Origin of the sequence: Microcoleus sp. Pol7_B2 (genome assembly GCF_036701035.1) — a bacterium.
In the GTDB taxonomy this organism is placed as follows: Bacteria; Cyanobacteriota; Cyanobacteriia; order Cyanobacteriales; family Microcoleaceae; genus Microcoleus.
The window spans coordinates 1-14,147 of record NZ_JAUBQB010000112.1 but is presented as its reverse complement, the minus strand read 5'-3'; the positions used below and the strand labels follow the sequence as shown (position 1 = coordinate 14,147).

Here is a 14,147-nt window from a genome sequence, read left to right as displayed (position 1 = left end):
AACTTATATTTAACTCTGCTTGAATATATCGATCGCTCCTGCTCTTGGTTGGCGATCGATTATTCAGCAAGCCCTAAGTACACCCCCATCGCCCACCAATACTAGCCGTTGAATGCCAAACCGAGTGCGGACTTTTGCCAGTATCGGACTTAAGGTTGTGGCATCGTTGACATTGCCTTCAAAAACTTCGACAGCGATGGGGCAGGCAGCAGCATTACAAAGTAATCCAAAAATGATTTGTAATTTCCCTCTCTTTTTGTCCCGCAAATAGCCGTATTGAGCCAGGGGACAGGTGGTTCCTTCAAAATATGTGGAGGTAACGTCGTAAAGAATTAGGCTCCCTTCACATAGGTGTTATGCTGCGATTCTTTGTTCGATTTCTGCTTGTCTTTCTGACAACCAATCCATTGATTCATAAAGCTCGTCTGCCGAAGCATTTTGAACTTTTAAGATTTCACAAACTGTGATGTTACAGGTATCTGTGGATAGTCCGCGTGCGGTGGCTAATTTTGAGGCGGGGTCGATAATTCGTGCCACTATCATCGCGGTGACTAGAGCTCGTTGGCGACTTGATCGCTCGCTAATTAATGATTCTAGTCCGATATTTTTGAGCGTGCCTAACACAGCGGCCACATGACCGTGGGGTAAGGAACGTTGGATGTCAAAGGCGGATTCTAAGCTAGAAATAGCGGTGCCACCTTTGAGGAAAATTCGCAGTCCTTCAATGGCATCATCCGGCAATTTCGAGAGGTTAGCTAGGGTGCGCTTGCGCACTTTTCCATCCTCTCGATAAGACTGACGTAAGAGGACAGCGGCTGGGGAATTGCGGTTGGGGACTCTTGCCATGTGCATCACTACAATTATCTCACGCTCTGACTATAAAAAATCTTAAGAAAATCTAAAATTACATGGCTACGCGAGGGAGCCGGTCGAATCGACCAAACCTATAGCTCATATGCGCCAGAGATCCACGGGACTACCCCGCAGGGGGTAAGTTCCGACTAAAATGGTTGATACTATATTGCTGTGGCTCTTGACTTAATTAATCCGAAACATCTCAAAAACTGGTTTACTAATTGCTGCTAGTGTACCTCATAACATCCGGAAGTGCTGTATTAGCGAGACCCTTCTTTTTTATCACAACTGCCTACTTTTTCACTCTTGAGATTATTTTGTCAATAAGCCGAAATTTTTGAGGCTGGTCGCTCGCGCGAAAACAGACCCTGTAAAGGTTCAGGGGCGCTTGTCGCCCCCTGAACTGTTTCTGTCAGTTCTGGGAAGTCGTCAATAATCTCCGTCATAGACATTCCAGAAGCCAGCCAGCCAAGAACGTCGTAAACCGTAATCCGCATCCGACGAATACAGGGCTTGCCACCACGCTTATCCGGCTCTATGGTGATGATGTCGCGATAGCTCATGATACAGGTAAAGTGTTTGCATCTACATTATGAGAGAAAAACATATCTGAAAATAAAAACAAAAAATCTGAAGCTGGAAACTTCCAACTTCAGACTTTTACTAACTCCCCGGGTAGGATTTGAACCTACGACCAATCGGTTACACTTATCCCAACGTTTCCGAAGGGGGCGGACTATTTCATCATCCCTACAAATCATGTTTGTGATCTGTCGTCGGATGTCGGGCGCTATGAGATTTATTGGTTAGGCTCCTCATCTCTAGTCTCTGCACCTTCCTGGGTACTTGCGATCGCAACCGCTGCCTTTCGCCAGACTTGGCTCAAGATTGCCGCCACCCGAAGTGCTGCGGTTTCCTTGAATTCACCCGATTTTTCAGTACCCGTTACCGGATAGAGCTGCTATGTCATTAGGGCTTTTGGTTGATGCCAAAGGCTTGCATTCATTACAGCCGACCGCTCTGCCACTGAGCTACCGAGGATTGGGGGTTTTTGTTACCCACAATTACTAACAATAGCTGAACTTACTCGATTTGGCAAGGCCTTTGACAAACTTTTTTTTTGTCATACAGCAAGGGGGTTTCAGCAGCTAATGCAGCCCCATTCTCAACTTGGCGAGGCGCTGCTGGGATTCGGGATCGAGGGAATTGGCGAGAAAGCGACTGGAGTTGTGTTTGCGCGATTTGTGCTGGCGCTCACTGCGGCGGGCAGTGGATTCTACGTCAGCCGCTAGTTGTTCGGCGGACATCCATTCGGCACCGTACCCGACTACGGTCAATTGCTGCGCTCGGTCTGAGGTGGCGACAATCATGCGGCCTTTGCCTTTGACCGATCGCAACTCGTAGCGCAAACTAGCACAGGATTTTTCAATATAAGTATCTGCTGTCTGACCGAAGTCAGTGTAGTGCACCGATAAATTTTTAGTAATAATTTCTTTAACGCCGGGAGTATCTCGATAGTGCGCGTCAAACACCAGTCGAGCCTCAAAATCTTGAACAGCGCTGTAGTTAACTAAAACCTCTATTAACTCGCGGCGAGCTGTTTCGAGTTCGTCGCGATCGCGCTTCTCTCGGAGTCGAGGCCAAAGTCCAATAATGTTATAGCCGTCTACAAGTAAAACTGCTTGTGATACATAGGGTGACATGGTTCAAGGCTGAAGAGATCCAGCACGTATAGGACATTATTTGCATTCTTCATCAAAGCTTTTGTTCAATAATATTACCTATTGATGTGTAATTGCTAGGTTACATCGCAATAATTAAACCCCCCAGAGCCAGCTTTACCTGAGTTTTGGGGGGTTAGATTAACCTATAAATTTTCCAGCTTATTCGCCAGATTCCAGCGATACGGGCGATCGTACAACTGTCGGCAGGGATATTTTCTCAACAGCAGGAGTACAACCGAGCCACTGCACCGACAACTCCGCAAACTGCTGCGGGGGGCCGCTCACGCAAAAACGAGTCGGTAGCGCAGTACCAGGATTCCGCAGCCCTAAAAGCTCCAATTCTCTGGCAGCAGCAGCCACCACCCGTACCGCAGGATCGATCAATGTCACCCCAGCAGGCAAAAGCGAGCGCAGCACAGGAGCCAACAGCGGATAATGAGTGCAGCCGTAAATCAGCGTATCAATGCGCTGCTGAATCAAAGGAGCCAAATATTCCCGAGCCACTTCACAAGTATAAGGGTCGTGAATCCGGTTTTGCTCCACCAGCGGCACAAAAGCCGGACAGCTAACCTGCCACACCAGGCAAGAATCGTCCATCTCCAAAATCGCATTTCGATAAGCATTGCTAGCAGCCGTAGCAGGAGTTGCGATGACCCCGATCCGCTTGCCTTGCTGCACCGCAGCCTGCGCCCCCGGCAGAATTACTCCCAGCACAGGGATATCAAACTCAGCCTGCACCATCTCCATCGCCAAAGCAGAACTGGTGTTGCAGGCCATAATGACCATTTTCACATCCTGTTCCACCAACCAGGCCATAATTTCGCGGACAAACTCCACAATTTCTGACGGCGTGCGAGTGCCGTAAGGCAGCCTCGCCGTATCTCCAAAATAAAGTATCGATTCGTTAGGCAATTGTCGGTACAACTGGGTCAAAACAGTCAAACCGCCCACGCCGCTGTCAAAAATACCAATTCTTTGTTGTCCAGAGTCTGTAGTCATTTGTTAATTGTCAATAGTCGGTTGTCACTTGGCACTGGGCAGTGGTCAGTTGGCAGTGGTCAGTTGGCAGTGGTCAGTTGTCAGTTGCTAGCAATAACAAATAACAAATAACCAATTACCCATTACCAATCCCTGCGGCAATATATTATCTTTGTTGAAGATAAACTAAAATGCCGCGAGCGATCGAAGCCGCCATTTGACTGCGGTAAGCTGGGTCAGAAAGCCTAGCAGCATCTTCAGCACCCGTGACAAAACCCACCTCCAGCAAAACAGAAGGCATAGAAGTCTTCCTCAAAACGTAAAATCTCGCCTGCCGCACTCGGCGGTCAGTCGCCCCCGTACCCTCCAAAATACTGGCGTGAATCACCCTCGCCAGATCTTGGCCGTTATTGAAATAATAAGTCTCAATCCCGCTAATATCCGGCCGACTCATATTAATCGCATTAGCGTGAATGCTGACAAACAAACTAGCATTCACCCGTTCCGCCAAAGAAACTCTCGGTTCCAGGTCGATTTCGCTGTCGTCAGTCCGAGTCATCACCACCTGCACGCCCTGCTGTTCCAGCAGCCTCGCCACCTGAAACGAGATATCCAAAACAATCTCCTTCTCCTGAATGCCCTGAATCCCGACTGCCCCCGGATCGCGGCCACCGTGACCAGGATCGATCGCTACTACGGCGCGGCGGTTAGAAGCTTGGGGCAAATCGTCGCTTCCGAAAGTCCTTCTCGGCAAAGGCTGCTGCTGGCTGGGAGTGCGAGTGAAAGGCTGCTGCGCGCTTGCATTCGATCGCAACTGCAAAGACAGCAACTGCGGGTTCGGTCTCGTCACCCTGCCTACCTCTACCCCCGATCGCGGCTGCACCCAAATCACCACAGTCTCCGCATCTTCTTGGCTGGCAGTAAACGATACAGGACTATTGGCATCGAGCTGAGGAATTTCCCCCGTTAGCACACCAGAGGCGATCCTGATCCAGTAAGCTTTCGACCCCTGGTCCCACCCGCTGGTATAGGAGACTTGGCGGTCAGTTCTCACCACCAGTTGCGTCCCGTTACTGGCTAAATCAATTGACTGAACTCTCGCTAAATTTCCTTGAGCTTGTCTAGCGGGAGGATCTACAGTCAGGCGGCGGGAAACCGAGGGCTGTCGTACTACACTTCCAGGCAATAGCACAACCCCGCCCAAATTGCTCACAGATGCCCGCCACTGAGTATTAGAATTCTTCATCCGCAAAGTCACGCGGGTAACGGGGGGGTCTGTTGGCAGTTGCCGGACTTCAATCTTGTCAACCCCGTGCTCACCGTTTGTTTTAGGCTGTTGGCTGCTTAGGCCCGGCCCTACACTAGCTCCTTCAATATCGAGGGTAGCGATGTCCCCAGCCCGACTTTGTTCAAAATTAATTTGGGGGCGACCGCCCGCAGTGCGGACTAAAAAACCGTCTGCCGTCACCTGAACGTTCTGAACTACAGTCGCCTGGGCTGACTCGGCTTGGGGTGATGAAGATTCAACCGATAACCTTTCTCCCCCTGGTTCGGAAATCGGATTTTGAGTTTCTCCCGGCACCGGCGTTGGCAAATCCACTGTCCACTCGCTCGGAGAAATCCCCCGGAATTTTACTTGCTGAGGGTCTATAGTAAACCCGTCTTTGATCTCGACCACAATTCTGGTCGTATCGTTGTCAAACTGTCCTACCCGCACCGATTCGATCGCGCCTGAGAGCGGTTTGCTGACCGAGGGACGACCCAGACTCGTCCCCGGCAAGTCGATTACCAACCGCATCGGATTGAAAATCAGTTGAGCCTTGGGTTGTACTCCCCCGTCTGTTGTAATGTAAAGCCGGTTCTCTGAAGCATCAAACCGCCAAGATTGCAGTCTAGCTGCTTCGGCGGCTCCGGCGAGCAAAAATACACTTAAGAAACTCGGTAGTAGCCAGTGGAATTTCACGACAGTTTTTTCCTCGTTTGCGTTACTGCCAAAAGCTGGAAGGGCGCTGCTTGCCCGATCGGCTTTCAGCAGTTAGCCGCCAGCAGACCGGGGGCACGGGGGCCGTCAGTTGTTGGCTAAATTGACTTTTTTATGCGTTCACAGGCTCCAAAATGCCAGATCCCGGCATTTTTGAACTTTCCCGTATACTTGGGGGCGCTCGGTTATAAGCAGACTGAAAGATTCTGGGCACAAAGGAAGGTATTTATTTTTAGGAGCAAGAAACAAGGTGCTTCTTGAAGTTAGAAGGTACAAGTTAGAAGGTAGAATTTTACCGTTCTTCCAGGGAGGGGTTTCATAGCTCTTTAATGTTGGCGAAGCTCGTTGTGGCAAGGGTTATAATCCGCTTTACACTTGCGTTTTGTTCTAACTTTTCCTAAACTACCTCAATAACTTAACAACTTACCTGGGGAACAATCCGGATTTCCAAGATTTAGGTAACTTTTCCAAGCCGCCAAATGTTAGTCCCAGACAAAATGACATATTCTTTGGGAAAAGCTTTTTTGCTAACACATTGACAGTTAAATACAAATACATATCGCCCCTGCTCTCTTTTTTTCGGATTTTTTTAATCAGGGATTTTCGGTGCTGCTTGAAACTTAGTGGGGCGATCGCGATCGCGCCCGCCAATTTAACACTATGATAGCTAGTCCATGTTTTCAGCAGTAACGGGAGAGTTTTGTGTGTTACTTGGGCCGGCAATGCTTTGTAATTTAGACTCTTTTTGAGTGATCGAACGACACCCAGAGAATTAGTTAGTTGACCTGAGAAAAAGTTTTGACCGTAGATATAGTAGTTATTGCAGTTGTAAAGTTTGTTGGACAGCAAAGACAATCGATCGGCTTCTGGGTAAAACCTGTGATTTGGTTTAGTGACTTGCCTTTCGACTAACTGCATAACTTGGATGTGTACTACCAGTTAGAGAAGATACACTATCTTGGTGATTGTGTCAATCTCTGACCTTCTAAAAAAAGGGCAATCAATAACAGTAGATAGATGACATCACAGAAAGACGGAGACTTACTTTTCTGCAGGAGTCGTCCACAGCAAACAAGTGGTTTAGGTTAGTTCAAGCCTCTAGATAGCGGCTGGGGAGTCAATCTCGAACCTCAAATCGACTGACTCTCAAGATAGGGAAGTTTTGTAATATAGCAACCGCCCTGACGGTGAGGACGTTCTTAATTTTTGAAACCTAATCGCTCGATTGCGCCTTCTTGCAGGACTTCTTTTTACCCGCTCCGCTTCGTCGCTACAGCCTTCAACATCTGCTATACCATACCACCGGTGCGATCGAGTTATAGCAAATGTATTTTTGAGCGGGATCGATACCTGCAAGTTGTTTTTTTCCCTTAGTAATCAACGACCCCATGTCTAATCAACAGTGCTGCAATTCGCTCTCGCCCATAGGTGCAAAATTCCGGCTCATCCAGTTCAAAATTGCTTGATTTACTTGTTCCGGGCATTCATCCTGGGGACAGTGGCCCGCATTGTCTAATTCCACTAGCTCTACATAATTGGGATTGCATTCGACAAATTGATGGGGTCGGGCAAACCGAGGGGGAATCATCCGGTCTTGTTTGCCCCAAATTAACAGCATGGGGATTGTTAAATTTCGCATCACAATCTTGACACTGGGGCAAAATTTTGAACTGCCTACAGCTTTAAATAAAGCGCAGAAGGCGCGGGCTGCTCCCCGATCGCCTGCTGGCCCTGCTAGAATTTCTACTAATTCGTCGGTAACAGCTTCGGGGCTGGCGTAGGCAAAGCCAACCCAGCGGCGGACAAAGGAAGGCTTGCGGGCCAAATAAAACAGAGGCCTGAGTACGATCGGAGAAACAAACAAACTTTCAACCGCTTCGATCGCCGGAAGCAGCCATCCGGGCACCGCCTCGGCTCGCACAGAGGGGTCTGGGAGGCTAATCATCACCGTGCCTGCCACCATGTCCGGGTGAGCTGCGGCTACGGCCAGACAAATTAGCGAGCCGATCGAGTTTCCTGCCAATATTACTGGCTCTCTGATAAAAGTTAGCCAAAAATCATAAACTTGATCGACCCACAAAGACACAGAGTAGTTGACCGGAGCTTTTTGCGAAGCGCCAAACCCTAACAAATCCAAGGCGTAAACCATTTGGTTTTCGGCGAGTTGGGCAAGATTTTGTCGCCAGTGACCGATCGAAGCTCCAAACCCGTGCAGTAAAATAATCGGCGTTCCCGATGCGCGCGGGGCCATTGGTTTTGCCGCAGAATCTTGAAATTCCAGCGCGTCTTGATTTCGTACCCCATCGGGCCGCAAATAAGTGTAGCGAGTTTGCCAACCCCGCCACATCCAGTCTCGTTGAGTTCCCACCCGTTGGTGCCACAGCAGAGAATTTGTCAATTTTGCCTCAGCTCGCAACATAAATTTACACTTGCTTATACCTATTCTACAAGGCAAATCAGGCGAGTTGGGGGACTTGTCCGACCCGGCGAGATGGGCTAGGAAAAGCGACTTTACCTCATCCTTAAGCTTTTACCCTGAATTTTTGACGGTTTTGTCATCAATCGGGCAAGGGGGCGGGCGATCGTGTGTGAAGTTAAAATAAAACTAAGCAGAAACTCAGCCAGACTGAGTAGAATAGCAAGTATTGTAAGAATTCATTTACGATCGTCCAAATATTCCCCAAGGCTTTAGCGGAGGGGACACAGGGCGCGGTAGTACGTCCGGTAAGGGTAACACCTTATAAAACAGTTCGATCGTCAATCGTGAAAAATTGACCGATCAAACCTGTAACTATCAAGAAGCTTCGCTATTAAACTACTGCTTGTAAAACCATTCATGCCTGTGATTGAAAGAAGACAAAATCGCAACCTACCCCAGATCAACGAAAATATTCGATACCCCAAAATCCGGGTAATCGATACCGACGGCGCGCAACTAGGGATATTGACGCCTGCAGAAGCGCTGCGCCTGGCAGAAGAAAAAGAACTCGATCTCGTACTTGTCAGCGACAAAGCTGACCCGCCCGTATGCCGGGTAATGGACTATGGGAAGTACAAATTCGAGCAGGAAAAGAAAGCGCGAGAAGCAAAGCGGAAGCAGCACACTGCCGATGTTAAAGAAGTGAAGATGCGCTACAAAATTGAAGAACACGACTACCAAGTGCGCCTCAAACTAGCAGACCGCTTTATCAAATCTGGGGACAAAGTAAAAGCCACGATCATGTTCAGAGGTCGGGAAATCCAACACAGCAACCTAGCAGAGGACTTGCTTAAGCGCATGGCGACAGATTTGCAGGAAATCGCAGAAGTGCAGCAAGCCCCCAAAAAAGAAGGACGCAGTATGATGATGCTGCTATCGCCGAAGAAAGTATAAATAGATAGTCATTAGTAAGCAGTCATCAGTCATAAACTGGTGACTGATAGCTGATGACTTCCGAAGTTAGTCAGGAATAAGCTACCACACAGGGAAATCAACGCTGCATGGAAAATTTTCAAATCAGCGGTTCGGCGGGAGTAAGACAAGGAGTGCTACGATCGCTCAACCTGCGATCGGAAGAAGTAGAGCGAACCGTACTGATGTTCGTCGTCTACACTCTAACCTCCGTCGGGCTGATCTGGCTGGAACTCAGCACAGTAGGTCTTTTTCTAGATGAATTTGGTGCAGATAAAATGCCCTGGATTTACATAGCCAGCGCGTTTATCGGTTCTGGGTTGGGATTTGTCTACTCGTGGCTGCAAAAAATCCTGCCGCTAAGGCGCACCGTAGTGGTTGTTCTGGCAATGATGTCGATACCGCTATTTTTGTTTCGATTCGGCATCGGCTACGAAAATACTCAGATAGCTGGCGTCAGCATAGCTTTTATTACTATTTTTTTGATGTGGCTGTGGGTGGAAGCTTGCTATGTCCTCAATGACCTCAACACTTCTATCACTTCCAACCAACTGTTTAATATTAGAGAAATCAAGCGCACCTATCCGCTAGTCAGTAGCGGCTATCTAGTAGCTGGAGTAGTCAGCGGATTTTCTCTGCCTGTTTTGCTGTACGTAGTCGGACTCAAAAACGTTACCCTCATATCGGGGTTGATGGTGGCGACAGGCTCGGTGTTGCTCTACTACCTCACGGAAAAATACAGCCAAGCATTCCCGGAAACGGCTCACTGGACGGATGACGACGAAGACGACGACCAAGAAGAATTTACCGCCCGCAAAGTTACAGGCCCACTTCAAAAATACGCCGTACCTCTAGTCAGTTTCTTCATCCTCGCAGAAGTCGTCTACGTGCTGGTAGATTTCCAATTCTACAGCCAGCTAGAATACCAAAACCCGGGGGATGGAGCTAGCTGGATCGCTAGCTTCTTGGGCATTTATGAAGGCATACAAGGCCTGTTTCAAGTGGCAACTCAGTGGTTCGCTTCGAGCCGGTTAGTGGAAAGAATCGGTGTATTCGTGACGGCGATGATTTTGCCGGCGGGCATCGCTATACTCGGGGTGCTGACCATAGGAGCATCTCTGGGCCAGCTAGTATCTGTGTTTATCGGGCTAATATTGCTGAGATTTTTAGACGAACTGCTGCACTACACGCTTTTGGAAACTGTTAGCCCGGTTTTATTTCAACCGATTCCCGACAATATTCGATCGGGAATTCAAACTTTGGTCAACGGTGTGGGCGAACCTTTGTCCTGCGGAGCTACAGGAGTAGGCATCCTGATTATGCTGTGGGTGACAGGCAAGATACTCCCCCAGCAAGACGAAAATGTATTTCACGACCAGCAAAGCTTGATATTTATTGGCGTGATCGTCATATTGGCACTGTTGTGGGTGTTTGTGGTATGGCTGATCCGCTCTCAATACGTGGGTTTGTTGGTCAAAAGTGCGGAGCGGGGACGCTTGGGCGTCACAGACGTTGACCTGAAAGCTCTCAAGCGGGCAGTGGTGGAAACTCTACAAAAGCCGGGGGGCGAAGATGAAAAGCGCTCTTGCATAGAACTCCTGACGCAAATTGACCCCAAAAATGTCGGAGAAGTTCTGGCTCCCCTCTTGGATTCGCTCTCCCCTGGTTTGCAGCGCCAGAGCTTGGAAACGATGCTGCAACACCCGAACCCCGCATATTTAGAATCTGTCCGCGCACTCTCGCAGCAATCCTTGCCGCCGGAGGTGCTGGCCTTGGCTTTGCGCTACATCTGGCTGACGGAAGCTGAACCGAATATTGAGAGCTTGCGGCCTTACTTGCAGCCGACGGTCGATCCGGTGGTGCGGGGTACGGCGGCTGCTTTAATTATGAGAAGGGGCGATCGCCAGCAAAAGGCAGAGGCTACTAACACACTGCGCCAAATGCTGACACACAAGCAAGAGCGGGAACGTGTTATGGGGACGCGGGCTCTTGGAGAAGCTGATTATTTACAAGGGCTGCGGCTGCATATCCCCAATCTGTTGCAAGATGAATCTCTGCGAGTGCGCTGCGCTCTGTTAGATGTGATTTCGTCTACTCATTCGGAAGAATATTATCCTTCGCTGCTGCGCGGACTTGGTTATAAATCGACTAGGGAAGCGGCTTTGCAGGCTATAGTCAAACTGCACAACGACGCCATTCCTTTGCTCGTGTATTTGGCTGAGGATATCCACAAGTCGGATTTGGTCAGGTTGCAAGCTTGGACGGCTCTGGGTCAAATTGGGACTCCGGAGGCGATCGACATTTTGGTGAGCAATTTGATGACGGCTTGGGGAACGACAAGGCGCAATATCCTCCGCATCCTGTTAAAAATGCCTTCGGAAGCGGGGATAGAAGGGGTTCTAGACCGCATCGGCCGTAGCGGCTTGGAAACTCTTATCGAACAGGAGTTAATGTTTATCGGTCAAATTTATGCAGGTCTGGTAGATTTGTCTGGGGTAACAACCTACGGCAATTTCTCAGAGCGAGAGGGCAACAGCGCCCGGGAAGCTGGGAACGATACGGCTCAATTGTTGCAGCGTGCTCTGGCGGGGTTGGAAGCTGATGCTAAAGAGCGCTGTTTTTTGCTGATGAAGTTTCTTTATCCGCTGGAAACAGTACAAGCGGCTGCTTTCAACATCGCTTCCGGCCAACCTTCTTTGGTTGCTAGGGGATTGGAAATTCTCGATAATACTGTGGATATAGCTAGGAAGCGATCGCTCATCAATTTGTTAGATCAACACTCGGAAAGAGAAAAATTGAGCAACCTCTCGGAATTGATGGTTTACAAACCTCTAGCCCCTAGCGATCGTTTGCGCCGCTTGCTAGAATTGCGCCACTTCCTTTCGGATTGGGCCTTGGCCTGCTGCTTTCACTTGGCGAGAGAAGCGCGCTGGAGTCTTACGGCTCAACAAACTCTCGTCTGTCTGCAGCACCCGACGGGTTTTGTCCGCGAAGCAGTGTTAGCCTATTTGAAAATAGCTTCGCCGCGGGCTTTGGGCGAATTGTTGCCCAGGCTGCAAAATGACCCCGATAATTTGGTATCCGCTCAAGTTGAAGAGATGATGGCAGAGTTCGGTGCTGGGGGAAAAAGGTAACATTAGTCAGTTGTCAGTTGGCAGTTGTGATTGTCAGTCAACAGTTAACCGTCAACCGTCAACGGTTTTTATTCCCCTTCTCCTTCCCGTTTTTAAGTTTCAATTAATCACTGCATCTCATTATGTTAACAAGCGTCGAACGCCTATTGTTTGTGAGGGAGGTTCCGATTTTTAAGGAACTGCGGGATGATTTTCTCGTGCGTCTAGCATCGGTAATGGATGAACTTTCGTTTCCTTCCAAGCACAGGATTTTTACGGAAGGACAAGAAGGTCGATCTCTCTATATTTTGGTATCGGGAACGGTGCGGGTGCATATAGGTGATCGGGATTTGGCACAGTTGAAAGCGGGGGCTTGTTTCGGGGAAATGTCGCTTTTTGATGCCGAACCTCGATCGGCTTCTATTTCTACTGTCGAACAATCCGAGTGTTTGATGCTGACTCAAATGCAGCTATACGATGCGATTGATGAAACGCCGGGAATTGCGGTGAATATTATTCGCTTGCTGTCGCGCCGGATTCGGGAGTTGAATCAAAAGTTGAATGCTAAAGAGGCAATTATGCCTCCTACAGAGACTGTGAGAGTTCCTGAGATGCGATGAAATTGGGGAAGTGGGAATTGTGTTTTTAGTCGCTCGGTAATTCTGCACAATTTATCTTCTGTAAGGTGCCAATAGCGATTACGAATACGCACAATTTTTCTGGTAGATTAGATTACACAATGCCAGGGTAATCGCATCTTAATAGAGATACCTAAGAGCGGGAAATTATTAGACCTTTTGCAAAACTCATTATGAAAGGTTAAGTTCATAGTTATAGATGCCTGCAATCAGGTTGAAGCGTACACCAAATCTACGTCGGCGATTTCGGTAACGTTCCGACAGAATCCGAACAATTTTCAGTTTCCGATTGACGTGTTCAATGACAATACGTTGGGTTGCCAGAGTACGGTTTTCTTGCCGTCGAACCTTAGATAAATTAGAGCTTTTGGGCTTTTTAGTAGGGATCTGACTATTGGCAAGAAGTTTCCCAATTCCTTGATAACCCTTGTCACGCCAAAGCTTAATTGTAGTGGCTAGCCTGACTTTACTGAAGAATGAATAGTCACAAGGAATGCCTTCTGCCTTTACCACGAAGCTCTGCAAATAATTGCTCCCGTCTTTTGATTGACCACTAATTGTGACTTCAAGGTGTGATACTTTTTTTTGCCCGAAAACACTTGTCGTTGTTTTTTTTTGGACGCTCGACTGGACTTTGGGTCACATCGACCACAACCACTTCTCAAACTGAGTCAGGTTGTGGCAGTGCTTTCTTTCCGGGTAAGCTAAACCGACCTGAACGAATCAATGTATTGTCTACGTGCCTCACTTGCCGGAACGCAGTGGATTCATTGATGTTCCAGCTTTGAGCAATGTGAAAGTAGGTACGGTACTCTCGCCAATATTGTAATGCCAGTAGTAGCTGATGTTCTAAGCTCAGTTTAGGCGGACGACCGGGTTTCCGTTTCTGAAATTGCTGTTGTTCGCTTTACTGACACCATTTCTGCAAAAGTTGTAGACCCAACGCCACATAATCTCTTGAAGGCTTCTGGCTTTAAGCTTTGCACTTGTTCGTAAGTCATCAGTTTTTCCTCTCAATCACCTCACTATTGCCCTTATTGGAGACTTTTTCCAGAGGTCTATTCAAAAAAGTGACAGCAGCATTCAAGAGATACTCGTGAAGTAATATCAGGTTCGGGTAATTACTTATATACTCATTTCAAATAAAAAAGAGACACTATTGAGCGCAGTAGGCACAGATGAGTTCATCTAAAGATGTGCCAGGAGGAGCATAAATTCGGGCTCGCTTTAAGGCACTAAAATCGTGTTCAATATCGTTCAGGTAGGCGAGAATATTTTGGGAGAAAAAGATCTTGATGCTCCGTTTCCTCTACCAGTTCTCGAATGGCTGTTTTTCGATGAATCGGTGCATTATCCATGATTAAGATAGATGGCTTGGTCAGAGAGGGTAATATAGTCATTTCAAATAAGTATGAGACACTCTTTCTGCACAATAAGCACGAATAACTTCATCAAGAGATGTGCCAG

The 14,147-nt window shown here is 48.2% G+C and carries 13 protein-coding genes and 1 pseudogene; 3 read left to right on the top strand and 11 right to left on the bottom strand.

Annotation, left to right across the window (positions count from 1 at the left end):
- Positions 1–354 precede the first annotated feature (354 nt).
- From QUA57_RS26435 to QUA57_RS26405, 7 genes are all read right to left on the bottom strand, one after another.
- Positions 355–774: a hypothetical protein gene (locus QUA57_RS26435; protein ID WP_333064760.1), complete on the bottom strand. Its 420-nt coding sequence runs from the start codon at positions 772–774 to the stop codon at positions 355–357.
- Between the two features lie 401 nt (positions 775–1,175).
- Complete coding sequence (locus QUA57_RS26430) at positions 1,176–1,418, bottom strand: DUF433 domain-containing protein (protein WP_333064759.1); 243 nt, start codon at positions 1,416–1,418, stop codon at positions 1,176–1,178.
- Positions 1,419–2,003: 585 nt separating this feature from the next.
- Entirely contained in the window at positions 2,004–2,558 is a 555-nt protein-coding gene (locus tag QUA57_RS26425) for an NYN domain-containing protein (protein ID WP_242722119.1), read from the bottom strand.
- Positions 2,559–2,738: 180 nt separating this feature from the next.
- Positions 2,739–3,578 (bottom strand): glutamate racemase, encoded by an 840-nt coding sequence (gene murI, locus QUA57_RS26420; protein WP_190660417.1) that lies wholly within the window; start codon positions 3,576–3,578, stop codon positions 2,739–2,741.
- Between the two features lie 145 nt (positions 3,579–3,723).
- On the bottom strand, positions 3,724–5,520 hold the full coding sequence (locus QUA57_RS26415) for an N-acetylmuramoyl-L-alanine amidase (RefSeq protein ID WP_333064758.1): 1,797 nt from the start codon (positions 5,518–5,520) through the stop codon (positions 3,724–3,726).
- 441 nt (positions 5,521–5,961) lie between these two features.
- A complete protein-coding gene (locus tag QUA57_RS26410) occupies positions 5,962–6,456 on the bottom strand; it encodes a hypothetical protein (protein ID WP_333064756.1) in 495 nt (164 codons plus the stop codon).
- A gap of 478 nt (positions 6,457–6,934) precedes the next feature.
- Positions 6,935–7,957 (bottom strand): alpha/beta fold hydrolase, encoded by a 1,023-nt coding sequence (locus QUA57_RS26405; protein WP_333064755.1) that lies wholly within the window; start codon positions 7,955–7,957, stop codon positions 6,935–6,937.
- 417 nt (positions 7,958–8,374) lie between these two features.
- Here QUA57_RS26405 and infC point away from each other — a divergent pair, with 417 nt between their 5' ends.
- The 3 genes from infC (at position 8,375) to QUA57_RS26390 (ending at position 12,662) form a co-directional block, all read left to right on the top strand.
- Positions 8,375–8,911 carry a translation initiation factor IF-3 gene (gene infC / locus QUA57_RS26400; RefSeq protein ID WP_006635262.1) on the top strand — a complete coding sequence of 179 codons (537 nt, stop codon included), beginning with the start codon at positions 8,375–8,377 and terminating at the stop codon, positions 8,909–8,911.
- Between the two features lie 107 nt (positions 8,912–9,018).
- The gene (locus QUA57_RS26395; protein ID WP_333064754.1) at positions 9,019–12,063 is read left to right on the top strand and encodes a HEAT repeat domain-containing protein; all 3,045 of its coding nucleotides are present in this window, start codon (positions 9,019–9,021) and stop codon (positions 12,061–12,063) included.
- A gap of 122 nt (positions 12,064–12,185) precedes the next feature.
- Entirely contained in the window at positions 12,186–12,662 is a 477-nt protein-coding gene (locus QUA57_RS26390) for a Crp/Fnr family transcriptional regulator (RefSeq protein WP_333042796.1), read from the top strand.
- Positions 12,663–12,851: 189 nt separating this feature from the next.
- On the opposite strand, the gene QUA57_RS26385 is transcribed toward QUA57_RS26390, so the two are convergent.
- The 4 genes and pseudogenes from QUA57_RS26385 to QUA57_RS26370 form a co-directional block, all read right to left on the bottom strand.
- A complete protein-coding gene (locus QUA57_RS26385) occupies positions 12,852–13,238 on the bottom strand; it encodes a transposase family protein (RefSeq protein ID WP_333251445.1) in 387 nt (128 codons plus the stop codon).
- A 103-nt stretch (positions 13,239–13,341) separates the two neighbouring features.
- Entirely contained in the window at positions 13,342–13,515 is a 174-nt protein-coding gene (locus QUA57_RS26380) for a transposase family protein (RefSeq protein ID WP_333251442.1), read from the bottom strand.
- Positions 13,516–13,540: 25 nt separating this feature from the next.
- The gene (locus tag QUA57_RS26375; protein ID WP_333251439.1) at positions 13,541–13,681 is read right to left on the bottom strand and encodes a hypothetical protein; all 141 of its coding nucleotides are present in this window, start codon (positions 13,679–13,681) and stop codon (positions 13,541–13,543) included.
- A gap of 155 nt (positions 13,682–13,836) precedes the next feature.
- Positions 13,837–14,074, bottom strand: a pseudogene (locus tag QUA57_RS26370) (transposase); the annotation flags it as partial.
- Positions 14,075–14,147: the final 73 nt, after the last annotated feature.

Bases quoted from the DNA above. Each gene is read 5' to 3' on its own strand.
- QUA57_RS26430 (WP_333064759.1), bottom strand. From the start codon at position 1,418: ATGAGCTATCGCGACATCATCACCATAGAGCCGGATAAGCGTGGTGGC.
- QUA57_RS26425 (WP_242722119.1), bottom strand. From the start codon at position 2,558: ATGTCACCCTATGTATCACAAGCAGTTTTACTTGTAGACGGCTATAAC.
- murI (WP_190660417.1), bottom strand. From the start codon at position 3,578: ATGACTACAGACTCTGGACAACAAAGAATTGGTATTTTTGACAGCGGC.
- QUA57_RS26410 (WP_333064756.1), bottom strand. From the start codon at position 6,456: ATGCAGTTAGTCGAAAGGCAAGTCACTAAACCAAATCACAGGTTTTAC.
- QUA57_RS26405 (WP_333064755.1), bottom strand. From the start codon at position 7,957: ATGTTGCGAGCTGAGGCAAAATTGACAAATTCTCTGCTGTGGCACCAA.
- infC (WP_006635262.1), top strand. From the start codon at position 8,375: ATGCCTGTGATTGAAAGAAGACAAAATCGCAACCTACCCCAGATCAAC.
- QUA57_RS26395 (WP_333064754.1), top strand. From the start codon at position 9,019: ATGGAAAATTTTCAAATCAGCGGTTCGGCGGGAGTAAGACAAGGAGTG.
- QUA57_RS26390 (WP_333042796.1), top strand. From the start codon at position 12,186: ATGTTAACAAGCGTCGAACGCCTATTGTTTGTGAGGGAGGTTCCGATT.
- QUA57_RS26375 (WP_333251439.1), bottom strand. From the start codon at position 13,681: ATGACTTACGAACAAGTGCAAAGCTTAAAGCCAGAAGCCTTCAAGAGA.